Here is a 22,391-nt window from a genome sequence, read left to right as displayed (position 1 = left end):
TGTGATTGTTATCACATAAAGACCGCATTGTTAATATTGCCAGAAGTCTGATTATGAGTTTTGGTAGCTCAGAATTGAAAGAAGCAGCGTAGCAGGCGTAAAAAAGCCATTATGTGCGATTCACATAATGGCTCATTATTAACCGTCAGGAGATGACGCGGAATTAAACGTTAAACAGGAAGTTCATCACATCGCCATCTTTAACGATGTAATCTTTACCTTCTGCACGCATTTTTCCTGCTTCTTTCGCGCCTTGTTCACCTTTGTAAGTGATGAAATCTTCAAACGCGATGGTTTGTGCACGGATAAAGCCTTTTTCAAAATCAGTGTGGATTTTGCCAGCAGCCTGCGGCGCGGTTGCACCAACCGGAATGGTCCATGCGCGCACTTCTTTCACCCCGGCGGTGAAGTAAGTTTGCAGGTTCAGCAGTTTATAACCGGCACGGATCACACGGTTCAGACCCGGCTCTTCCAGTCCCAGCTCCTGCATAAATTCGTCACGTTCTTCGTCGTCCAGTTCGGCAATGTCGGCTTCAACAGCAGCACAAACCGGAACGACAACAGAACCTTCTTTCGCCGCGATTTCACGCACCTGGTCCAGATACGGGTTGTTTTCAAAACCGTCTTCGTTGACGTTAGCGATGTACATCGTCGGTTTCAACGTCAGGAAGCTCAGGTAACGAATAGCTGCTTTTTCTTCTGCGCTTAAATCCAGCGCGCGCAGCATACCTGCGTTTTCCAGTTGTGGCAGGCATTTTTCCAGTACCGCCAGCTCGGCTTTCGCGTCTTTATCGCCACCTTTGGCTTTTTTCTGTACGCGGTGAATCGCACGTTCACAGGTGTCGAGATCCGCCAGAGCCAGCTCGGTATTGATAACTTCAATATCGTCTGCCGGATTAACTTTGCCGGAAACGTGAATGATGTTGTCATTTTCAAAGCAGCGAACAACGTGACCGATCGCTTCGGTTTCACGGATGTTGGTCAGGAACTGGTTACCCAGACCTTCGCCTTTCGATGCGCCTTTTACCAGGCCAGCGATATCGACAAACTCCATGGTCGTGGGAAGCGTACGCTGCGGTTTTACGATTTCAGCCAGTTGATCCAGACGCGGATCGGGCATTGGCACAACGCCTGTGTTCGGCTCGATGGTGCAGAATGGAAAGTTGGCCGCTTCAATACCGGCTTTGGTCAGCGCGTTGAACAGGGTAGATTTCCCGACGTTGGGCAAACCGACGATACCGCATTTGAATCCCATGATTTAAATCACCTTAATATCTTAATAATCAACCTGTTATCGTAAACAGATTGTAGAAATGGAAATAACTCTGCCTATTATACACGGCACGCGGCAAAAATGCCGCAGACAACGACTTATTGCGCTTTAAAGGCGTGCAATCGGTTCGTTGCTTTGGTCAAGCCATCTGTAAACCACATTTCAGTACAACGTGCCGCTTCGTCGATGGCTTCATCAATTAACTTCTGTTCACTAACAGGAGGTTTGCCTAACACAAACCCGACAACTTTGTTTTTATCGCCCGGATGACCGATTCCAATGCGTAAACGGTGAAAGTTAGGGTTATTACCCAATTTACTGATGATATCTTTCAGTCCATTGTGACCACCATGGCCGCCGCCCAACTTAAATTTGGCGACGCCAGGGGGCAGATCCAGTTCGTCGTGGGCGACCAGAATTTCGTCCGGGTTAATGCGGAAAAAACTGGCCATCGCCGCGACGGCTTTGCCGCTGAGATTCATAAATGTGGTCGGGACTAACAGGCGGACATCTTCGCCTCCAACGGTAACTCGCGAGGTATAACCAAAAAATTTAGCTTCTTCGCGCAGGGGGGCGCGCAAACGCTCCGCCAGTAAGTCAACGAACCAGGCGCCAGCATTGTGTCGCGTTGCGGCGTATTCAGCGCCGGGATTCGCCAGGCCGACAATCAATTTAATCGTCACGTTTTTTGTCCTGAGTGAGTGCATAACTGGCGCGTAGTTTACTGGTTGTGGCCTCGCTTGACAAAAAACAGCACCTTATACGCAGACAACACAATAATTGCCTCTGCGAACTATTAGAAAGTCAGGGTGTTCAGGCGGTTATTTGTAAAGTTTTGTTGAAATAAGGGTTGTAATTGTGATCACGCCCGCACATAACCTACAGGGTGTTGTCTATACTTTACACATAAGGAAGAGGGGTATTCCCTGTTACAACCCAGAAAGTTCCGGAGGTGACATATGAAACGCAAAAACGCTTCGTTACTCGGTAACGTGCTCATGGGGTTGGGTCTGGTGGTCATGGTGGTCGGCGTGGGGTATTCAATCCTCAACCAGTTACCACAGTTTAATATGCCCCAGTATTTCGCACATGGTGCAGTGCTGAGTATTTTCGTCGGTGCCATTCTCTGGCTGGCGGGTGCCCGTGTTGGCGGGCATGAACAGGTGTGTGACCGTTACTGGTGGGTTCGCCACTATGACAAACGTTGCCGCCGTAACGATAATCGTCGTCATAGCTAACGCATAATGTAGTTTGCTGACCAGTCAGTTTGCGCTGACTGGTCAATTTAATGCCTTTCTTACAGATCAGCCATTGCTGCGCTGCGATTCGGGAAGAACGCCAGGCGTCCAGGGATCGGTTGAATACCAGAACGAGCCATGGTGCGCAGTGGCTGGAATTCCACGTTACACACCCGCAGTTCACACCCTTCAGGCAGGCGCTTCACAAAACGCTGGAACGCATCAAGGCCACCGGCATCAAGCACCGGAACTGCATCCCACTTCAGAATAACAATTCTTTTGCCTTCCAGACGCGATTCAAGATCGGTGAATAAGCCTTCAGCCGCAGCGAAAAACAGCGGACCAATAACTCTCAGAACCAGTACATCGTCAGGAACATCTACCGCCACAGGTGCCAGACGAGTCATACGGGCGATGCGACGCATAAACAGCAGCGATGCCAGTACGATACCCACACTGATGGCAATAACCATATCAAACAGCACGGTCAGCGACATGCAAAGCAGCATGACGATGATGTCATCTTTCGGCGCATGGCGCAGCAAGTCGACCACTTTGTGTGCTTCACTCATGTTCCATGCCACCATTAACAGCAGGGCAGCCATGGCGGAAAGCGGCAGCCAGGAGAGCAGCGGTGCCAGTACCAGCAGGGCGAGAATAACCAGAATCGAGTGGATCACCGCCGAGATGGGCGAGGTTGCACCGGCACGGACGTTAGCGGCAGAACGCGCGATCGCGGCTGTAGCGGTAATACCACCAAAGAACGGGGCAATGATATTCCCCAGACCCTGACCGACCAGCTCGCTGTTCGCTTTGTGTTTAGTCCCGGTCATACCATCCAGTACCACAGCGCAGAGCAGAGATTCGATTGCGCCGAGCATTGCCATTGAGAATGCCGCAGGCAGCAGTGTGCGTATGGAGTCCCAGGTCAGCGTGAATTCTGAATTAGGTAGATCCCACGGCAGTACCAGTTGCGGCAGCAGTTGCGGAATACCATTACCCTGAGAACCATCGGCGAGGACGTAGTGGAATTGCGAGCCGATGGTAGCAACATGTCCACCGAGCAGGTTAACAATGCCCATCACCGCACAACCAGCCAGCAAGGCCGGAAGATGACCTGGTAAACGAATGCCCAGACGCGGCCAGAAAATCAGTATCCCAAGCGTTACAATACCAATTGCGGCATCGCCCACGTTAATGGTCGGTAGCGCCATAAATAATGCGCCAACTTTTTGCAGATAATGTTCCGGGACATGTGCCATTTGCAGACCGAGAAAATCTTTAATCTGCATCGTACCGATGGTGATCCCGATACCCGAAGTGAAGCCTAAGGTAACGGAAACCGGAATATACTCAATCAGGCGACCGAAGCGCGCCAGCCCCATCAGGATCAAAAAGATCCCCGACAACAACGTCGCAACCAGCAGGCCTGCCAGTCCAAACTGTTGCGAAACAGGATAGAGAATTACCACAAATGCCGCAGTCGGACCGGAAACGCTAAAACGCGACCCACCCGTCAGAGCAATGACAATCCCTGCAACAGCAGCGGTATATAAACCGTACTGCGGAGCTACGCCACTACCAATTGCCAACGCCATCGCCAGCGGAATAGCGATAATCCCGACGGTAATCCCGGCAATCAGGTCACGGGTAAACCGTGCGGCAGTGTATTTTTCTTTCCAGCAAGCGTCGATCAGAGCGCGGAAAGGCATCACATGTGAGAAGAATATTTTGTTCACAATAATGTTTCATCCGTGAGCGCATCATCTGTCAACTAAATGGCAGGTGAAGGAGGCATAGGTCATACAAATGGATATTACAGACAAAAAAACCCGCCGCAGCGGGTCTTTGAGCCGGGTTCGATTAATGTTCGAACATAGCAGAGATCGATTCTTCGTTGCTGATACGACGAATCGCTTCGGCCAGCATACCTGACAGGGTCAGAGTACGCACGTTCGGCAGTGATTTGATTTCATCGCTCAGCGGAATGGTATCGCAGACAACGACTTCATCAATTACAGAGTTACGCAGGTTGTTCGCCGCGTTGCCAGAGAAGATCGGGTGAGTCGCGTACGCAAATACACGTTTAGCACCACGTTCTTTCAGAGCTTCAGCAGCTTTACACAGCGTACCGCCAGTGTCGATCATATCATCGACCAGTACGCAGTCACGACCTGCAACGTCACCGATGATATGCATCACCTGGGAAACGTTCGCACGCGGACGACGTTTATCGATGATTGCCATATCGGTATCGTTCAGCAGCTTAGCGATAGCGCGGGCACGCACAACGCCGCCGATGTCCGGGGAAACCACAATCGGGTTATCCAGATTCAGCTGCAGCATGTCTTCCAGCAGGATCGGGCTACCAAATACGTTATCAACCGGAACGTCGAAGAAACCCTGAATCTGTTCAGCGTGCAGATCCACCGTCAGCACACGGTCAACACCGACGCTGGAGAGGAAGTCTGCAACCACTTTCGCAGTGATTGGTACACGAGCGGAACGGACGCGACGGTCCTGGCGCGCATAGCCAAAGTAGGGGATAACAGCGGTGATACGACCTGCGGAAGCACGACGCAGGGCATCAACCATAACGACTAATTCCATCAGGTTGTCGTTAGTAGGGGCACAAGTGGACTGGATGATGAAAATATCACCACCGCGTACATTTTCATTGATTTGTACGCTGACTTCGCCGTCGCTAAAGCGACCTACAGCGGCGTCGCCGAGTGAAGTGTACAGGCGGTTGGCAATACGTTGTGCTAGTTCCGGGGTGGCGTTACCAGCAAAAAGCTTCATATCAGGCACGAGAAGAACCTCAGGCATGCGTCCATTGGTGGAAAGAATCTGCCGAAAACTGTGCGGGCCAGGCAATATTCTTTCCAGGCGGTGTATTAAAGAGCGCGATGCAACGTCTGGAACAAGGTGACGTTGTCACCGAAACTCAGCTTGCCCGGCTTAAAGCATGGCTCTGTGCAATGGGGAAAGGTTGACGCCTTTCGCCACAAAGCCATTGAGCCATTCCGGGGCTTGCTCTAGCACCTGGCGGGCTTCAGACTCTGTATCAAATTCAGCAAAGACACAGGCCCCTGTCCCAGTCAGGCGCGACGGGGCGTATTCTAACAGCCAGGAAAGCACCGCATCAACCTCGCGAAAACGTTTTCTTGCGATAACCTCGCAATCATTGCCGAATTCACATTTTAGCAACGTATCAATTGACCTTTTTGGCGTATTGCGTGGGAGTTCGGGATCTTTAAAAATCACCGGTGTCGGAATACTTACACCAGGGTGCGCCACCAGATACCATTTCTCTGGCGGATTCACTGGCGTTAATATTTCACCCACTCCCTCAGCAAAAGCGGCATGACCACGGACAAATACAGGAACATCTGCGCCCAGCGTCAGACCCATTTCCGCTAGCTCATCGATGCTCAGGCCGCATTGCCAGAGATGATTCAGCGCCACCAGAACAGTCGCGGCATTCGATGAACCACCGCCCAGGCCGCCGCCCATCGGTAATTGTTTGTCAATGCTGATATCTGCACCGCTTCCCGCCGGAAGACGCCCGCTGTTTGCTGCTGTTTTCATCAACAACCGTGCTGCGCGAACGATCAGATTATCTTCGTGTTCCACGCCTTCAACGGGTGTTAACAGGCGAATATCCCCATCGTCACGAAGTTCAATGCTGATGGTGTCGCCGTAATCAAGAAACTGAAACAGCGTTTGCAGCGTGTGGTAACCATCCGCACGCTGACCGGTAATGTATAAGAACAGATTAAGTTTTGCCGGAGAGGGCCACTGTGTCCGCATTATTTCACTATCCAGTTATCCATTTTTAACTTGATGCGCTGACCACCGTCGGTGAGTTCCATATTGGCTGGCATCGCAGGTTGCGTTTTGGTGTCATAACCACCGTATACGACTTTCCAGTTTTTGCCGTTCTGGCTGTAGGTGATTTCGCTCAGGCGGTACTGATCGTCCAGTTTGTAGTCGGTCGCATCACCGGGCAAACCTAAAATCCACTGACGCAAGCTGTTGAGCGGAATCGGCATTCCTGTCAATTTGCCAATCATCTCTTCGGCGTCATCGGCGGTGTAACGTTGACCTTTGTTATCTACGAGCTGCACGTTACCCGGCTGAGCATTCAGCTCCAGTTCGGTGCTTCCCAATGGGTTAGTCAGCAGCAGACGGTAGCGATCCTGGCCAGTTTGCTGCCAGAAGAAGCGGGCATACACTTTCTGCTGGTCGGAAATATACGCAAATGCACCGCGTGTCTGATATTGATTGAGGTTACGAACGTCTTGCTGATGCTGACGCCACTGCGGGGAATCCGGGCTTTTGCCGGGGCCTTTTGGCGTGGTAACGGAACAGGCAGTGAGCACGAGGGCAGCCAGCGGTAGCAGGCGGATAAGACGAAAATCGGGCAGGGGCATAGTGATGACAAGTCCTTGAGATACGTTGCAGTTATAACCCTTAATGCTAGCGTTACCGTCCGCTATCGTCTATGTTCAAGTTGTCTTAATTGCCAGAATCTAACGGCTTTTGGCAATTACTCCAAAAGGGGGCGCTCTCTTTTATTGATCCCACGCATCCTGTATGATGCGAGCAGACTAACCATATCAACGTTGGTATTATTTCCCGCAGACATGACCCTTTTAGCACTCGGTATTAACCATAAAACGGCACCTGTATCGCTACGAGAACGTGTATCGTTTTCGCCGGACAAGCTCGATCAGGCGCTTGACAGCCTGCTCGCGCAGCCGATGGTGCAGGGCGGCGTGGTGCTGTCGACGTGTAACCGCACGGAACTTTATCTTAGCGTTGAAGAGCAGGATAACCTGCAAGAGGCGCTCATTCGCTGGTTGTGCGATTACCACAATCTCAACGAAGAAGATCTGCGTAATAGCCTCTACTGGCATCTGGATAACGACGCGGTCAGCCATCTGATGCGTGTTGCCAGTGGGCTTGATTCACTCGTCCTTGGTGAGCCGCAAATCCTCGGTCAGGTGAAAAAAGCATTTGCTGATTCGCAAAAAGGCCATATGAAGGCGAGCGAGCTGGAACGCATGTTCCAGAAATCTTTCTCTGTAGCAAAACGCGTCCGCACTGAAACGGATATTGGCGCCAGTGCCGTATCTGTCGCTTTTGCGGCTTGTACGCTGGCGCGGCAGATCTTTGAATCGCTCTCAACGGTAACGGTTTTGCTGGTTGGTGCGGGTGAAACCATCGAGCTGGTGGCGCGTCACCTGCGCGAACACAAAGTTCAGAAGATGATTATCGCCAACCGTACTCGTGAACGTGCCCAAATTCTGGCAGATGAAGTCGGTGCGGAAGTGATTGCATTGAGCGATATCGACGAACGTCTGCGTGAAGCCGATATCATCATTAGTTCCACTGCAAGCCCGTTACCGATCATCGGTAAAGGTATGGTGGAGCGCGCATTAAAAAGCCGTCGCAACCAACCGATGCTGTTGGTGGATATTGCCGTTCCGCGCGATGTTGAGCCGGAAGTCGGCAAACTGGCGAATGCTTATCTTTATAGCGTTGACGATCTGCAAAGCATTATTTCGCATAACCTGGCGCAGCGTAAAGCTGCAGCAGTTGAGGCGGAAACTATCGTCGCTCAGGAAACCAGCGAGTTTATGTCCTGGTTACGCGCACAAAGCGCCAGCGAAACCATTCGCGAGTATCGCAGTCAGGCAGAGCAGGTTCGCGATGAGTTAACCGCCAAAGCGTTAGCAGCCCTTGAGCAGGGCGGAGACGCGCAAGCCATTATGCAGGATCTGGCATGGAAACTGACTAACCGCCTGATCCATGCGCCAACGAAATCACTTCAACAGGCCGCCCGTGACGGGGATAACGAACGCCTGAATATTCTGCGCGACAGCCTCGGGCTGGAGTAGCAGTACATCATTTTCTTTTTTACAGGGTGCATTTACGCCTATGAAGCCTTCTATCGTTGCCAAACTGGAAGCCCTGCATGAACGCCATGAAGAAGTTCAGGCGCTGCTGGGTGATGCGCAAACCATCGCTGACCAGGAACGTTTTCGCGCATTATCTCGTGAATATGCGCAGTTAAGTGATGTTTCGCGCTGTTTCACCGACTGGCAACAGGTTCAGGAAGATATCGAAACCGCACAGATGATGCTCGACGATCCTGAAATGCGTGAAATGGCGCAGGATGAACTGCGCGAAGCTAAAGAAAAAAGCGAGCAACTGGAACAACAACTTCAGGTTCTCTTGCTGCCAAAAGATCCTGATGACGAACGCAACGCCTTCCTCGAAGTGCGTGCCGGAACCGGTGGTGATGAAGCCGCATTATTTGCCGGCGATCTGTTCCGTATGTACAGCCGTTACGCAGAAGCCCGTCGCTGGCGCGTGGAAATCATGAGCGCCAGCGAGGGCGAGCATGGTGGCTATAAAGAGATCATCGCCAAAATCAGTGGTGATGGTGTATATGGTCGTTTGAAATTTGAATCCGGCGGTCATCGCGTGCAGCGTGTTCCGGCCACTGAATCTCAGGGGCGTATTCATACTTCTGCTTGTACCGTTGCTGTAATGCCAGAACTGCCTGACGCGGAACTGCCGGATATCAACCCGGCAGATTTGCGCATTGATACTTTCCGCTCTTCAGGGGCAGGCGGGCAGCACGTTAACACCACCGATTCGGCAATCCGTATTACCCACTTACCAACCGGTATTGTTGTTGAATGTCAGGACGAACGTTCACAACATAAAAACAAAGCTAAAGCTCTTTCTGTACTTGGTGCTCGCATCCACGCAGCAGAAATGGCAAAACGCCAGCAGGCGGAGGCGTCTACCCGTCGTAACCTGCTGGGCAGTGGCGATCGCAGCGACCGTAACCGTACCTACAATTTCCCGCAGGGGCGCGTCACCGACCACCGTATCAACCTGACGCTCTACCGTCTGGATGAAGTGATGGAAGGGAAGCTGGATATGCTGATTGAGCCGATCGTCCAGGAACATCAGGCTGACCAACTGGCGGCGTTGTCCGAGCAAGAATAATGGAATATCAACACTGGTTGCGTGACGCAATAACCCAACTTCAGGCGAGCGAAAGTCCGCGTCGCGATGCTGAAATCTTGCTGGAGCATGTTACCGGCAAGGGACGCACCTTCATTCTCGCTTTTGGCGAAACACTGCTGACTGATGCGCAGTGTGAGCAACTCGACGTACTGCTGGCGCGTCGTCGTGCGGGTGAACCTATTGCTCATTTAACCGGTGTGCGTGAATTTTGGTCGTTGCCGTTATTTGTTTCGCCAGCGACCTTAATTCCCCGTCCTGACACCGAATGTCTGGTGGAACAGGCTCTGGCTCGGTTGCCTGAACAGTCTTGTCGTATTCTCGATCTCGGTACGGGCACCGGGGCAATTGCGCTGGCGCTGGCCAGCGAGCGTCCAGATTGTGAGGTAACCGCCGTTGACCGAATGCCGGATGCTGTTGCCCTTGCGAAGCGTAATGCGCAGCATCTGGCGATTAAAAATATCCATATCCTGCAAAGCGACTGGTTTAGTGCGCTTGGCGAGCAGCAGTTTGCGATGATTGTCAGCAATCCGCCATATATCGACGAGCAGGACCCCCATCTTCAACAAGGCGATGTCCGCTTTGAGCCGCTGTCGGCGTTGGTTGCGGCAGACAGCGGTATGGCGGATATCGTTCACATCATCGAAAAGTCTCGTAACGCACTGACATCTGGCGGATTTCTGCTTCTGGAGCATGGCTGGCAGCAGGGCGAAGTGGTTCGACAGGCATTTATGCAGGCGGGTTATCGTAATGTCGAAACCTGCCGGGACTACGGTGATAACGAGCGCGTGACGCTTGGTCGCTATTATCGATGACAAGTTTTACTACGCTGCTTAGCGTTCATCTCATTAGCATCGCGTTTTCTGTTGGGCTACTAACCTTACGTTTCTGGCTACGTTATCAGGAGCATCCTCAGGCATTTGCTCGCTGGACGCGCATTACGCCGCCGGTTATCGACACGGTGTTATTGTTAAGCGGCGTTGCGCTAATGGCTAAAGCGCACATCCTGCCATTTTCCGGGCAGGCACAATGGCTGACTGAAAAGCTGTTTGGAGTTATCATTTATATCGTTTTGGGTTTTATTGCTCTCGATTATCGTCGGGTGCACAGTCAGCAGGTGCGCATTATTGCCTTCCCGCTGGCGCTGGTGGTGCTGTACATCATCATTAAACTCGCCACCACAAAAGTACCGTTACTGGGGTAAGTCATGAGATCGTTAGCTGATTTCGAATTTAATAAAGCGCCGCTGTGCGAAGGCATGATCCTGGCTTGCGAAGCAATCCGCCGCGATTTTCCCTCGCAAGATGTATACGACGAACTGGAGCGTCTCGTTAATCTGGCGAAGGAAGAAATTAGCCAGCTTCTGCCTTTAGAAGAGCAGCTGGAAAAATTGATCGCGTTGTTTTACGGCGAATGGGGATTTAAAGCCTCACGCGGTGTTTATCGTCTTTCCGATGCATTATGGTTGGATCAGGTGTTAAAAAATCGGCAGGGCAGTGCGGTATCATTAGGCGCCGTTTTGGTGTGGGTCGCTAATCGTCTTGATTTGCCGCTGATGCCGGTGATATTCCCGACGCAGCTTATATTGCGCATTGAATGTCCGGATGGCGAAATTTGGTTGATTAACCCTTTTAACGGTGAATCGTTAAGCGAACATATGCTGGATGTATGGTTAAAGGGAAATATCAGCCCGTCAGCGGAACTGTTTTATGAAGACCTGGATGAAGCCGATAACATTGAGGTTATCCGCAAACTATTGGATACGCTGAAAGCGTCGCTGATGGAAGAAAATCAGATGGAACTGGCATTACGCACCAGCGAGGCCTTATTACAGTTCAACCCAGAAGATCCGTATGAAATTCGCGATCGTGGGTTGATTTACGCGCAACTGGATTGCGAACACGTTGCGTTAAATGATTTAAGTTATTTCGTTGAACAGTGTCCGGAAGACCCGATCAGCGAAATGATCCGTGCGCAAATTAATAACATCGCGCATAAACATATTGTGCTGCATTAATTAATCGACATTTTACTTAAGATTAAGGCGATCCTATGAAACAAAAAGTGGTTAGCATTGGCGACATCAACGTAGCAAATGACCTGCCGTTCGTGCTGTTTGGCGGTATGAACGTGCTGGAATCTCGCGATCTGGCGATGCGCATTTGCGAACACTACGTAACCGTGACCCAGAAACTGGGTATCCCTTACGTGTTCAAAGCCTCTTTTGACAAAGCCAACCGCTCCTCTATCCACTCTTATCGTGGACCGGGCCTGGAAGAAGGGATGAAAATCTTCCAGGAATTGAAGCAAACTTTTGGCGTGAAAATTATCACCGACGTTCACGAACCAAGCCAGGCACAGCCAGTTGCTGATGTTGTGGATGTGATCCAGTTACCGGCATTTCTCGCTCGTCAGACTGACCTGGTGGAAGCCATGGCGAAAACCGGTGCGGTAATTAACGTCAAGAAACCGCAGTTTGTCAGCCCGGGTCAGATGGGTAACATCGTTGATAAATTCAAAGAAGGCGGCAACGATAAAGTGATTCTTTGCGATCGCGGCGCTAACTTTGGCTATGACAACCTGGTTGTCGATATGCTGGGCTTCAGCATTATGAAGAAAGTTTCTGGCAACTCGCCGGTGATTTTCGACGTGACCCACGCACTGCAATGCCGCGATCCGTTTGGTGCCGCTTCCGGTGGTCGTCGTGCTCAGGTGGCTGAGCTGGCACGTGCTGGTATGGCGGTAGGTCTGGCGGGGCTGTTTATTGAAGCGCATCCGGACCCGGAACACGCAAAATGCGATGGCCCATCTGCGCTGCCGCTGGCTAAACTGGAACCGTTCCTCAAGCAGATGAAAGCGATTGATGATCTGGTGAAAGGTTTCGAAGAACTGGATACCAGCAAGTAATTTTTTGCTTGAAAACAAAAGCCTTATCGTTCTGCGGTAAGGCTTTTTTCATGGTTGACGGAGACAAAAAAGGCCGCAGGCTGTTACCCCTGCGGCCGGTTTCGGGCGCATATTGCCATCACGGCAGCCTGACGCCCGTATTCACCTTATTTCCGGTTACGCCACCAGCCGACAATCGCTGCGGTAATAATTCCCGCCAGGATCGGTGCTGCCAGGTCGTGCCAGAAAATCGTGGCAAACTGCGCGAGCGTCATATAGCCGCCTTGTTGTAATGACAACATTTTGCGGCTATTCTTGAATTGTTGATGGTTCAAGATTAGCCCCCGTTCTGTTGTCAGGTTTTACCTCTCAACGTGCGGGGGTTTTCTCTTTCCAGCAACCAATGCCGCCAGGGATAAAGCCCCCACAACATTGCGCCTCACCGGATAACGCCGGCTTGGTGTGGATTCTATATCTCAAGTGTTCTTCACTTCACCCCAGGAATGTTCGTAATGCAGTATGCATTCCGGCTTTTTATCAGCTGTTGCAGTTGTTTCATGAATGCTCTGGTTGATGCTTCCAGGTTGGGTTGACGGTGTCTACTTCTGAAAGAGATAAAGACAAAAAAGGCCGCAGGCTGTTACCCCTGCGGCCGGTTTCGGGCGCATATTGCCATCACGGCAGCCTGACGCCCGTATTCACCTTATTTCCGGTTACGCCACCAGCCGACAATCGCTGCGGTAATAATTCCCGCCAGGATCGGTGCTGCCAGGTCGTGCCAGAAAATCGTGGCAAACTGCGCGAGCGTCATATAGCCGCCTTGTTGTAATGACAACATTTTGCGGCTATTCTTGAATTGTTGATGGTTCAAGATTAGCCCCCGTTCTGTTGTCAGGTTTTACCTCTCAACGTGCGGGGGTTTTCTCTTTCCAGCAACCAATGCCGCCAGGGATAAAGCCCCCACAACATTGCGCCTCACCGGATAATCCCGGCTTGGTGTGGATACTACGTCTCAAGTCTTCTTTACTTCACCACTGAAACGTTCGTAATGAAGAGTTCATTCCAGCTTTTCATCAACTGTTGCAGTGCTTTCTTGCATGTTGTGGTACAGGCTCGCAATGATGTCTGACGAATTGTTCAGAATAACTGAAGAAAGGAACCGGGCAGGTATTTTTATTATCTCCCCCAGCTTCCGTCGCCAGGGGAGATATTAATGTCAGGCAAATATTGTCATCAAATAGGCGGCAAAGAGTGCCAGATGTGCAGCGCCGTTGAGCACGTTAGTACGTCCGGTGGAGAAGGAGATATGGCACAGCACCAAAGAGGCTACCATCACCACCATTTCTGGCGCACCAAGCGCAAACTGCAATTCATTGCCTGTCATAAAGGCGATCAGCGTGACGACAGGTACGGTAAGCGAAATTGTCGCTAAAACCGAACCAAAGAACAGATTCATCGCGCGCTGGACCTGGTTGTTTAATACCGCTTTTAACGCCCCTAAACCTTCCGGCGAAAGAATCAATAGCGCCACCAGGAAACCGGTAAAGGCCACCGGGGCATTCATGCTGGTGAGCAGTGTTTCCAGCGGACTTGCGTTCATTTTGGTAACCGCTATCACTGCAATTAAATGGATAATCAACCAGACGGCATGCCACAGGCTGCTATGGGCAGAGGGTTTGCCATGGTGCGGATCGTCATCATCACTGTCATCTTCATGTTCATAGACAAACAGACTCTGATGCGTTTTGGTCTGAATTAGCAAAAATACGCCGTACATTGCTGCGGAAATTAATGCCACCAGCAACGCCTGACCGGTTGAAAAATTCGCCGCAGGCAGAGCCATCGGGAATACCAGCACAATAATTGCCAATGGAAACAGAGCGATTAAATACTGTTTAATACCAAACAGATTCATATATTGGGTGGCAAATTTGCGCCCGCCCAACAGTAATGAAAAACCAACCAGTCCACCGGTAACAATCATAATGATTGAATAGAGCGTATCTCGCATTAACGTCGGCGCCGCATCGCCGGTCGCCATTAAGGCTGATATCAGGCTGACTTCAAGAATAACCACGGAAAGGCTAAGAATAAGAGAACCATAAGGTTCCCCCAGTCGATGGGCTAATACGTCCGCATGACGCACAACACTAAAGGCGCTGCTTAAAATACCAATAAGCGCAAGAAGATTGATGCCTATGACCACTGGTAGTGTTTGACTGTTTCCCCAAAGGAACAGCACTACCAGCGCCAGAACCGGGAAAATAAGTGAGGTCTCCTTGTGGCGGGTTTTTACCGCCTCGTGAGCATTTGTCATTATGGTTATCCTTTGCAGATGAATTTGTCGAAAATGTAATAAATAGGCAGAAAAAATAACAGAAAGTGTCTGGATATCGGTAACATTTTACGAAATTTTACCCCGCTGTCGCTTTTTTACTCTTTGGGGTATAAAAATAATCAACGTGTTTAGACAACGTTTGTATTAGCACCTCTTAAGAAGAGTCTGATGTGAAAAGTCTTATATGCTGGCAAGCGTGGATATTGTTGACCACACTTAAAGTTCACCTTTAAAAAAGGAGTCAACAGTGCCGTATAAAACAAAAAGCGATCTGCCGGAAAATGTAAAACACGTTCTACCGTCCCATGCCCAGGATATCTATAAAGAGGCATTCAACAGCGCCTGGGATCAATATAAAGATAAAGAAGATCGGCGTGATGATGCCAGTCGGGAGGAGACAGCGCATAAAGTGGCCTGGGCAGCAGTGAAACATGAATATGCCAAAGGGAGTGATGATAAATGGCATAAAAAGTTATAACTCCCGGTGATGAGTTAAAGCTATTCGTGCGGCGCCGCCTTGCAAGTGGTCTGCAGATTGCATATTGTCCCGGTAATGGTTCCAAAATGAGCAGTAAAAATGTCCGGAAGACACCAAAAAGTTGTCGCAGGGAAGTATGCAGTGGCGGAGGTATAAGGTGATAACTCGGGATTTCTTGATGAATGCCGATTGTAAAACGGCATTTGGCACTATTGAAGAATCACTCTTATGGTCGGCAGAACAGCGGGGAGCCTCGCTGGCAGCTACGCTGGCTTGTCGTCCTGATGAGGGGGCGGTGTGGATCTTCGGTTATGGATCGTTGATGTGGAATCCGGCGCTGGAGTTTATCGAGTCCTGTACCGGTACGCTGGTTGGCTGGCATCGGGCGTTCTGTCTGCGCCTGACAGCCGGAAGGGGGACTGCACACCAGCCGGGAAGGATGCTTGCCCTGAAAGAGGGCGGTCGCACCACGGGAGTGGCGTATCGCTTGCCGGAAGAGACGCTGGAGCAGGAACTGACCCTGCTGTGGAAACGGGAGATGATTACCGGCTGCTATCTGCCAACCTGGTGCCAGCTTGATCTTGACGACGGGCGCACAGTCAATGCGCTGGTGTTTATTATGGATCCGCGCCATCCTGAATATGAATCTGATACCCGAGCTCAGGTGATTGCTCCGTTGATTGCTGCGGCGAGTGGTCCACTTGGAACCAATGCACAGTATTTATTTTCTCTGGAACAAGAGCTCAACAAACTGGGGATGCAGGATGACGGGCTGAATGATTTACTGGTGTCGGTGAAAAAACTGCTGGCGGAGAATTTCCCGGATGGTGTCTTGCGGCCCGGTTTTGCCTGATGAAACAGTCATCACAGCGGGGCGTTTCTGTAACCTTAAGCGCCCCATACTGTAATTAAAATGTGAGCACTTTATCGGCAACCAGCGTCCATTGCGCCAGCTCGACCAGTGTGCCAATTTCAACTCCATCAATCAGCGGAAGTGGGCTGATACCGCGACCATCGGTGCAGGTTTTGCACAATTTTACAGGCACATTTTGCGCAGTGAGGATCTCGAGCATTTGCTGAATATTGTAGCCTTCCCCCGGTTTTTGTCCGCGTAATCCGGCAGTTACCGCATCAGACATCAGGAACAGACGTAGATCCAGGTTGCTCTCCTGCTCCCGTAGCGCAATGGCCAGCCGCAGGCTGTTAAATAAGGATTCGCTCCCGTAGGGCGCGCCATTGGCAACGATCACGATTTTTTGCATTACTCACTCCTGTATTCAGATAATTAGATTTCCGACTTCTATCTTACTGCTTTTACGCTGTCTGACCAATTTGCCACATTTTTAGGATTTTCCATAAAGCATAAGAAAGTACGCGAAAAGTTACCAGTAATCGTTATTCTATAAAGTAATGGGTGTTCATTTTTACCGGAAATTACTGACGTTTTGAGCCGTATCGTCTCTCGTGTTACCCCACTTTATTTACTCTTGCTGCTGGCAGGCGGTATAGCCAGCGCACAGCCATCCGTTGAGCAGCAATCGGCAAATCCTTTTGATAACGATAAGGATGGTCTGCCGGACTTAGGAATGGCACCGGAAAATCATGACGGTGAAAAACACTTCGCCGAAATCGTGAAAGATTTTGGTGAAACCAGTATGACCGATAACGGTCAGGATACAGGTGAGCAGGCAAAAGCCTTTGCGCTGGGAAAAGTTCGTGATGCGCTCAGTCAGCAGGTTAATCAGCATGTGGAATCGTGGCTTTCGCCGTGGGGGAACGCCAGTGTTGACGTCAAAGTGGATAACGAAGGGCATTTCACCGGCAGCCGGGGGAGCTGGTTTGTACCGTTGCAGGATAACGAGCGTTATCTCACATGGAGCCAACTTGGACTCACCCAGCAGGACGATGGCCTGGTAAGTAACCTTGGCGTTGGTCAACGCTGGAGGCATGGCACATGGTTGATGGGATACAACACGTTTTATGACAACTTGTTAGATGAAAATCTTCAGCGGGCAGGGGTTGGCGCTGAAGCATGGGGAGAATATCTGCGTCTGTCGGCAAATTATTATCAGCCTTTTGCCTCATGGCATGAACAGACTGCCTCGCTCGAGCAGCGTATGGCGCGTGGTTATGATTTGACTGCCCGGATGCGAATGCCGTTTTACCAGCATCTCAACACCAGTGTCAGCCTCGAACAATATTTTGGTCAGCGTGTCGATCTGTTTAATTCTGGTACGGGTTATCATAATCCTGTCGCCATGAGTCTGGGGCTTAATTACACCCCTGTACCACTCGTCACTATGACCGCCCAGCATAAACAAGGCGAAAGTGGAGAAAGCCAAAATAATCTCGGGCTGAATATTAACTACCGCTTTGGGGTGCCACTAAACAAACAACTTTCTGCTAGCGAAGTTGCTGAGAGTCAGTCGTTGCGCGGCAGTCGCTATGACAATCCGCAGCGGAATAATCTGCCGGTCATTGAGTATCATCAGCGTAAAACCTTAACGGTATTTCTGGCGACGCCCCCCTGGGATCTTAAACCTGGTGAAACGGTGCCGCTGAAATTACAAATCCACAGTCGTTACGGTATTCGACAATTGATCTGGCAGGGCGATACGCAGATGTTAAGTCTGACATCGGGAGCCACAGCCAACAGCGCGGATGGCTGGACGCTGATCGTGCCGGACTGGCAAAGTGGAGAAGAGGCGACCAATCGATGGCGCTTGTCGGTGGTGGTGGAAGATAATCAGGGACAGCGTGTCTCCTCCAATGAGATCACGCTAACGCTTGCCGAACCTTTCGATGCAATGGCAAAGGACGAACTGCGCTGGGAACCATAATCAGAAAATACGTTCCTGATGCACCCATACTGCGGCTTCCACACGAGATTTTAGCTTCATTTTTTTCAGCATGTGCTTCACGTGCACTTTGACCGTGCTTTCAGTGATGTCCAGGCGGCGGGCGATCATCTTATTCGGTAAGCCCTGAGCAATCAGTTTCAGAATATCGCGCTCGCGCGGAGTTAACTGGTTGACGTCGCGTTCAGTCGTGGCGCGGTTAGCACGCAGGCTGGCGGCCAGAACAGGGGTTAATGCCTCGCTTAGTACCATTTCGCCAGCAGCAGCCTGGTGTAACGCTTTCAACAGATCTTCCGGCTCCATATCTTTTAACAGATAGCCATCTGCGCCGCGTTTCAGCGCGGTGACGACGTCTTCTTCATGGTTCGAGACGCTGAATACCACAATGCGGCCGGATAAAGATTTTTCGCGCAGTTTATCCAGCGTTTCCAGACCGTTCATACCGGGCATATTCAGATCAAGCAGAATCAGATCAGGATCGAGAGATTCCGCAAGTAAAATACCCTGCTCGCCATTGCTCGCTTCGCCAACCACAGTGATATCGGGGGCCATGCTGATAAGCTGTTTTACGCCAGTTCGCAGCATCGGGTGATCGTCGATCAGCAGGATAGTAGCCGGTTCCTGATTACTCATGGGTATCTCCTTGGACGTCTGTGAAAGTTTTTTCGGGAATAAAGGTGACCACCACTTCGGTGCCACCTGATTCACGACGGCGGACGCGGCAGTCGCCACGCAGACTTTGCGCTCGGTCACGCATAATTATCATGCCGTAGTGATTGCTGCGGATGGCATTTTCAGGCACCCCGCAGCCGTTATCCTGGACGGTCAGTTTGACCTGATTATCGTTTTGCGCCACCGTTACAACGACCTCGCTCGCTTGCGAATGTTTGAGGGCGTTACTTAATGCCTCACGGGCAATTTGCAATAGATGGATTGCCTGATGCGAGGGCACCAGACGCGGTGGCAACTGGTAATCCAGCTTCACCGGGAAGCCAAATTTGGCGCTGTACTCTTCACAACTCGCCTCCAGTGCCGGGCGTAATCCCGGTTCGGTGAGCTGCAAACGGAATGTGGTGAGCAACTCACGCAACTGCGCCCACGACGCATTCAGTTCGTTACGGATTTGGCTTAACAATTCGCGGCTGCTTTCTGGCAGTGCGTCGCCTTGCATCTGTAAACAACTCACCTGCATCTTCATACAAGAGAGAGATTGGGCAATAGAATCATGTAGTTCGCGCGCAATGGTGGCACGCTCTTCCATCACGATCAACTGCTGCTGGCGTTCCTGATGGCGATCCAGCGCCAGAGTGGCGGTTAATTGCTCAACCAGTGTATCCACCAGTTGCTGTTGATCATGGCTCAGGTGGCGGCCCTGAGGCAGGGTCGCCAGCAAAATGCCGTACTGCATATGAGAATCCGCCAGTCGCCATTTCAGGGTCGTGCCGCGATCGCCGACGGGTAATACCCCGCGCGGGCAGAGCTGGCAACCTTTGTCGTCGCAGGTCATATCCGGCTGGCAGGTGAACTCCTGATGATTCTCTTCATCTTCAGTGTCATATACCCGTAGTTCGATATCACGCAGCAGGGTTAAATTTTGCAATCCGTTGAGTACAGGTGACAGGCGTTCACACAGCGGGGCGCGAGAATGCAAACGACGATTAGCCTGCCACAAAAACGAGAGTATTTGATTTTTATGCTCCAGCCCGGCGGTTTTCTCCTGTACCCGATGCTCAAGTACGGCATAACTCTCCGCCAGTTCCGCAGACATATTGTTCAGTGCCGTTCCGAGCATCGCCATTTCGTTGCGCCCGCTGATATTCGCCCGCTGGGTAAAATCGCGATGGCTGACGGCACTCGCCATCGCCAGTAATTGCCGCCACGGCTGTAGCAGCCGTGCCCGCAGCCATATGATGGTAAATACCAGTAGAAGTGCCATAAACACAGCCATCACCCGATGGACCAGTACAACCGTCTCAATACGCATTTCCGTGGTGCGGTCAAAACCAGATACCAACTGATCAAGCCCGGCAACAAACTGGCTGACGTCAGCCGACACCGTTTCGCGGCTTTGTGCGTGTAGTAGCGCAGGAATCAGCTCATGGCGCCAGTAATCCTGCAAACCCTGCAATTGCGCCAGTTGCCCGTCTCGTTCTGCTGCTCGAGTTAATTCGGTGCTAAATGCCGTTTGTTCCATCTCCTTGATTAAGGGCTTGTCTTTCTCGCTTAATGGCACTGCCGCCAGTAGCCGATAAGTTTGCATACGCAGCGATCCCGCTTTGTTAATAGCATGGGCGCTGCCCTGAACGCCTTGTACCAGCCAGCCAGAAACCGCCATCCCCGCCAGTCCAATAGCGGTAGAAAGCAAAACAATAAGCGCAACCTGATTAACCAGGGTGAGCGGAGAGAGACAACGTTTAAGCATGTAAACCTCTTCCTTCAGGCTTTGAATGAGCAATAACCTTAATGAATGTAACGATACATTCTGGAATGGCGTTATTCTCGGCTATTGGCTGAAGTATACCCATACCCGGAAAGAGTTACTCCTTATTTGCCGTGTGGTTAGTCGATTTACATCAGTAAGAGTAGGGATTTTACAGTACTGTGAAAAATCTCATAATTTTTATGAAATCTCTGTACTCACTATGGGTAATGATAAATATCAATGATAGATAAAGTTATCTTATCGTTTGATTTACATCAAATTACCTTTGGCTACAGACACTAAGGTGGCAGACATCGAAACGAGTATCAGAGGTGTCTATGAGTCACTCATCCGCCCCCGAAAGGGCTACTGGAGCTGTCATTACTGATTGGCGACCGGAAGATCCTGCGTTCTGGCAACAGCGCGGCCAGCGTATAGCCAGCCGCAATCTGTGGATTTCCGTTCCCTGTCTGCTACTGGCGTTTTGTGTATGGATGTTATTCAGTGCCGTCGCGGTGAATTTGCCGAAAGTCGGCTTTAATTTTACGACCGATCAGCTGTTTCTTTTGACTGCACTACCTTCGGTTTCTGGCGCATTATTGCGTGTGCCATACTCCTTTATGGTTCCAATCTTCGGCGGTCGTCGCTGGACGGCGTTCAGCACCGGTATTCTGATTATTCCTTGCGTCTGGCTGGGTTTTGCCGTGCAGGATACCACTACGCCATACAGCGTATTCATCATCATTTCTCTGCTGTGCGGCTTTGCTGGCGCGAACTTCGCCTCCAGTATGGCAAACATCAGCTTCTTTTTTCCGAAGCAGAAGCAGGGTGGCGCGCTGGGGCTGAACGGTGGTCTGGGCAACATGGGCGTTAGCGTCATGCAGCTGGTTGCTCCGCTGGTGGTATCACTGTCAATTTTTGCTGCATTTGGCAGCCAGGGCGTAACACAGCCGGATGGCACCGAATTGTATCTGGCTAACGCGTCCTGGGTATGGGTGCCGTTCCTCGCCATCTTCACCATTGCAGCGTGGTTTGGCATGAACGACCTTGCTACCTCGAAAGCCTCTATCAAGGAGCAGTTGCCGGTACTCAAACGGGGTCATCTGTGGATTATGAGCCTGCTGTATCTGGCAACCTTCGGTTCCTTCATCGGCTTCTCTGCGGGTTTTGCCATGCTGTCTAAAACGCAGTTTCCGGATGTACAGATCCTGCACTACGCCTTCTTCGGACCGTTTATTGGCGCACTGGCGCGTTCTGCGGGGGGAGCATTATCTGACCGTCTCGGCGGTACTCGTGTAACGCTGGTGAACTTCGTGCTGATGGCGATTTTCAGTGGTCTGCTGTTCCTCACCTTACCGACTGACGGGCAAGGCGGAAACTTCATGGCGTTCTTTGTAGTCTTCCTGGCGCTGTTCCTGACGGCGGGGCTGGGTAGTGGTTCCACCTTCCAGATGATTTCCGTGATCTTCCGTAAACTGACGATGGATCGCGTGAAAGCAGAAGGCGGTTCTGACGAACGTGCCATGCGTGAAGCAGCAACCGACACTGCGGCGGCGCTGGGCTTCATCTCCGCGATTGGCGCTATTGGTGGCTTCTTTATCCCGAAAGCGTTCGGTAGCTCACTGGCATTAACAGGGTCGCCAGTCGGTGCAATGAAAGTATTTTTGATTTTCTATATCGCCTGCGTGGTAATTACCTGGGCGGTATACGGTCGGCATTCTAAAAAATAAATCGTAATATTTGATTATCCTTTGCGCGGCGTAATGTCGCGCTTTTTTTATTTCTCATTTAGTTACAACATACTTTAAGAGGATAATTATTTCAACGGCGTCAATTAAGCGCCATTAATAT

Annotated in this window: 23 protein-coding genes; 11 read left to right on the top strand and 12 right to left on the bottom strand. The window is 50.9% G+C overall.

Annotated features, from left to right (window positions below):
* Nucleotides 1-163: 163 nt before the first annotated feature.
* Both ychF and pth read right to left on the bottom strand, forming a co-directional pair.
* Nucleotides 164-1,255 carry a redox-regulated ATPase YchF gene (gene ychF / locus BEG40_RS13000; RefSeq protein WP_000505865.1) on the bottom strand — a complete coding sequence of 364 codons (1,092 nt, stop codon included), beginning with the start codon at nucleotides 1,253-1,255 and terminating at the stop codon, nucleotides 164-166.
* 116 nt (nucleotides 1,256-1,371) lie between these two features.
* Nucleotides 1,372-1,956: an aminoacyl-tRNA hydrolase gene (gene pth / locus BEG40_RS12995; RefSeq protein WP_000152950.1), complete on the bottom strand. Its 585-nt coding sequence runs from the start codon at nucleotides 1,954-1,956 to the stop codon at nucleotides 1,372-1,374.
* A gap of 276 nt (nucleotides 1,957-2,232) precedes the next feature.
* Here pth and ychH point away from each other — a divergent pair, with 276 nt between their 5' ends.
* Nucleotides 2,233-2,511: a stress-induced protein YchH gene (gene ychH / locus BEG40_RS12990; RefSeq protein WP_000823884.1), complete on the top strand. Its 279-nt coding sequence runs from the start codon at nucleotides 2,233-2,235 to the stop codon at nucleotides 2,509-2,511.
* Nucleotides 2,512-2,570: 59 nt separating this feature from the next.
* On the opposite strand, the gene dauA is transcribed toward ychH, so the two are convergent.
* The 4 genes from dauA to lolB all read right to left on the bottom strand — a co-directional run bounded on the left by dauA (nucleotide 2,571) and on the right by lolB (nucleotide 6,947).
* Nucleotides 2,571-4,250: a C4-dicarboxylic acid transporter DauA gene (dauA, locus tag BEG40_RS12985; protein WP_001033163.1), complete on the bottom strand. Its 1,680-nt coding sequence runs from the start codon at nucleotides 4,248-4,250 to the stop codon at nucleotides 2,571-2,573.
* A 124-nt stretch (nucleotides 4,251-4,374) separates the two neighbouring features.
* The gene (prs, locus tag BEG40_RS12975) at nucleotides 4,375-5,322 is read right to left on the bottom strand and encodes a ribose-phosphate diphosphokinase (RefSeq protein WP_001298109.1); all 948 of its coding nucleotides are present in this window, start codon (nucleotides 5,320-5,322) and stop codon (nucleotides 4,375-4,377) included.
* A 150-nt stretch (nucleotides 5,323-5,472) separates the two neighbouring features.
* Nucleotides 5,473-6,324: a 4-(cytidine 5'-diphospho)-2-C-methyl-D-erythritol kinase gene (gene ispE / locus BEG40_RS12965; protein WP_001260349.1), complete on the bottom strand. Its 852-nt coding sequence runs from the start codon at nucleotides 6,322-6,324 to the stop codon at nucleotides 5,473-5,475.
* A complete protein-coding gene (gene lolB / locus BEG40_RS12960) occupies nucleotides 6,324-6,947 on the bottom strand; it encodes a lipoprotein insertase outer membrane protein LolB (protein WP_001130692.1) in 624 nt (207 codons plus the stop codon). Before lolB ends, ispE begins: the two co-directional genes overlap by 1 nt.
* Before the next feature lie 213 nt (nucleotides 6,948-7,160).
* Here lolB and hemA point away from each other — a divergent pair, with 213 nt between their 5' ends.
* Genes hemA through kdsA form a run of 6 tightly spaced genes read left to right on the top strand, consistent with a single transcriptional unit; the run spans nucleotide 7,161 to nucleotide 12,465 of the window.
* A complete protein-coding gene (gene hemA / locus BEG40_RS12955) occupies nucleotides 7,161-8,417 on the top strand; it encodes a glutamyl-tRNA reductase (RefSeq protein WP_021550889.1) in 1,257 nt (418 codons plus the stop codon).
* 40 nt (nucleotides 8,418-8,457) lie between these two features.
* Nucleotides 8,458-9,540, top strand: coding sequence for a peptide chain release factor 1 (gene prfA / locus BEG40_RS12950; protein WP_000804729.1), 1,083 nt, complete (start codon nucleotides 8,458-8,460; stop codon nucleotides 9,538-9,540).
* Nucleotides 9,540-10,373 (top strand): peptide chain release factor N(5)-glutamine methyltransferase, encoded by an 834-nt coding sequence (prmC, locus tag BEG40_RS12945; protein WP_000456437.1) that lies wholly within the window; start codon nucleotides 9,540-9,542, stop codon nucleotides 10,371-10,373. The genes prfA and prmC overlap by 1 nt, the downstream gene beginning before the upstream one ends.
* Nucleotides 10,370-10,762 (top strand): invasion regulator SirB2, encoded by a 393-nt coding sequence (gene sirB2, locus BEG40_RS12940; RefSeq protein WP_105285519.1) that lies wholly within the window; start codon nucleotides 10,370-10,372, stop codon nucleotides 10,760-10,762. The genes prmC and sirB2 overlap by 4 nt, the downstream gene beginning before the upstream one ends.
* Nucleotides 10,763-10,765: 3 nt before the next feature.
* Entirely contained in the window at nucleotides 10,766-11,575 is an 810-nt protein-coding gene (sirB1, locus tag BEG40_RS12935; RefSeq protein WP_001257033.1) for an invasion regulator SirB1, read from the top strand.
* A 35-nt stretch (nucleotides 11,576-11,610) separates the two neighbouring features.
* A complete protein-coding gene (gene kdsA, locus BEG40_RS12930; RefSeq protein ID WP_000811058.1) occupies nucleotides 11,611-12,465 on the top strand; it encodes a 3-deoxy-8-phosphooctulonate synthase in 855 nt (284 codons plus the stop codon).
* Nucleotides 12,466-12,611: 146 nt separating this feature from the next.
* On the opposite strand, the gene BEG40_RS12925 is transcribed toward kdsA, so the two are convergent.
* From BEG40_RS12925 to chaA, 3 genes are all read right to left on the bottom strand, one after another.
* On the bottom strand, nucleotides 12,612-12,719 hold the full coding sequence (locus BEG40_RS12925; RefSeq protein ID WP_105285545.1) for a type I toxin-antitoxin system toxin Ldr family protein: 108 nt from the start codon (nucleotides 12,717-12,719) through the stop codon (nucleotides 12,612-12,614).
* Nucleotides 12,720-13,147: 428 nt separating this feature from the next.
* Nucleotides 13,148-13,255: a type I toxin-antitoxin system toxin Ldr family protein gene (locus BEG40_RS12915; RefSeq protein ID WP_105285545.1), complete on the bottom strand. Its 108-nt coding sequence runs from the start codon at nucleotides 13,253-13,255 to the stop codon at nucleotides 13,148-13,150.
* Nucleotides 13,256-13,660: 405 nt separating this feature from the next.
* On the bottom strand, nucleotides 13,661-14,761 hold the full coding sequence (gene chaA, locus BEG40_RS12910) for a sodium-potassium/proton antiporter ChaA (RefSeq protein ID WP_105285516.1): 1,101 nt from the start codon (nucleotides 14,759-14,761) through the stop codon (nucleotides 13,661-13,663).
* Nucleotides 14,762-15,029: 268 nt separating this feature from the next.
* On the opposite strand from chaA, the gene chaB reads away from it, so the two are divergent.
* Both chaB and chaC read left to right on the top strand, forming a co-directional pair.
* The gene (gene chaB, locus BEG40_RS12905) at nucleotides 15,030-15,260 is read left to right on the top strand and encodes a putative cation transport regulator ChaB (RefSeq protein WP_001146436.1); all 231 of its coding nucleotides are present in this window, start codon (nucleotides 15,030-15,032) and stop codon (nucleotides 15,258-15,260) included.
* 157 nt (nucleotides 15,261-15,417) lie between these two features.
* A complete protein-coding gene (chaC, locus tag BEG40_RS12900; RefSeq protein WP_105285515.1) occupies nucleotides 15,418-16,113 on the top strand; it encodes a glutathione-specific gamma-glutamylcyclotransferase in 696 nt (231 codons plus the stop codon).
* 55 nt (nucleotides 16,114-16,168) lie between these two features.
* Here chaC and ychN read toward each other — a convergent pair whose 3' ends face one another.
* Nucleotides 16,169-16,522 (bottom strand): DsrE/F sulfur relay family protein YchN, encoded by a 354-nt coding sequence (ychN, locus tag BEG40_RS12895; RefSeq protein WP_001169665.1) that lies wholly within the window; start codon nucleotides 16,520-16,522, stop codon nucleotides 16,169-16,171.
* 183 nt (nucleotides 16,523-16,705) lie between these two features.
* Between ychN and BEG40_RS12890 the strand changes: the two genes are divergently transcribed.
* The gene (locus tag BEG40_RS12890) at nucleotides 16,706-18,100 is read left to right on the top strand and encodes a YchO/YchP family invasin (RefSeq protein ID WP_105285514.1); all 1,395 of its coding nucleotides are present in this window, start codon (nucleotides 16,706-16,708) and stop codon (nucleotides 18,098-18,100) included.
* Here BEG40_RS12890 and narL read toward each other — a convergent pair whose 3' ends face one another.
* Both narL and narX read right to left on the bottom strand, forming a co-directional pair.
* Complete coding sequence (narL, locus tag BEG40_RS12885; RefSeq protein WP_000070495.1) at nucleotides 18,101-18,751, bottom strand: two-component system response regulator NarL; 651 nt, start codon at nucleotides 18,749-18,751, stop codon at nucleotides 18,101-18,103.
* On the bottom strand, nucleotides 18,744-20,540 hold the full coding sequence (gene narX, locus BEG40_RS12880; protein ID WP_000918093.1) for a nitrate/nitrite two-component system sensor histidine kinase NarX: 1,797 nt from the start codon (nucleotides 20,538-20,540) through the stop codon (nucleotides 18,744-18,746). The genes narL and narX overlap by 8 nt, the downstream gene beginning before the upstream one ends.
* Before the next feature lie 338 nt (nucleotides 20,541-20,878).
* Between narX and narK the strand changes: the two genes are divergently transcribed.
* A complete protein-coding gene (gene narK / locus BEG40_RS12870; RefSeq protein ID WP_000019814.1) occupies nucleotides 20,879-22,270 on the top strand; it encodes a nitrate transporter NarK in 1,392 nt (463 codons plus the stop codon).
* Nucleotides 22,271-22,391 lie beyond the last annotated feature (121 nt).

It is taken from the genome of Escherichia sp. MOD1-EC5495, from assembly GCF_002965965.1.
In the GTDB taxonomy this organism is placed as follows: domain Bacteria; phylum Pseudomonadota; class Gammaproteobacteria; order Enterobacterales; family Enterobacteriaceae; genus Escherichia; species Escherichia ruysiae.
The sequence above is the reverse complement of the archived record's forward strand: the minus strand, read 5'-3'. Positions and strand labels throughout refer to the sequence as shown.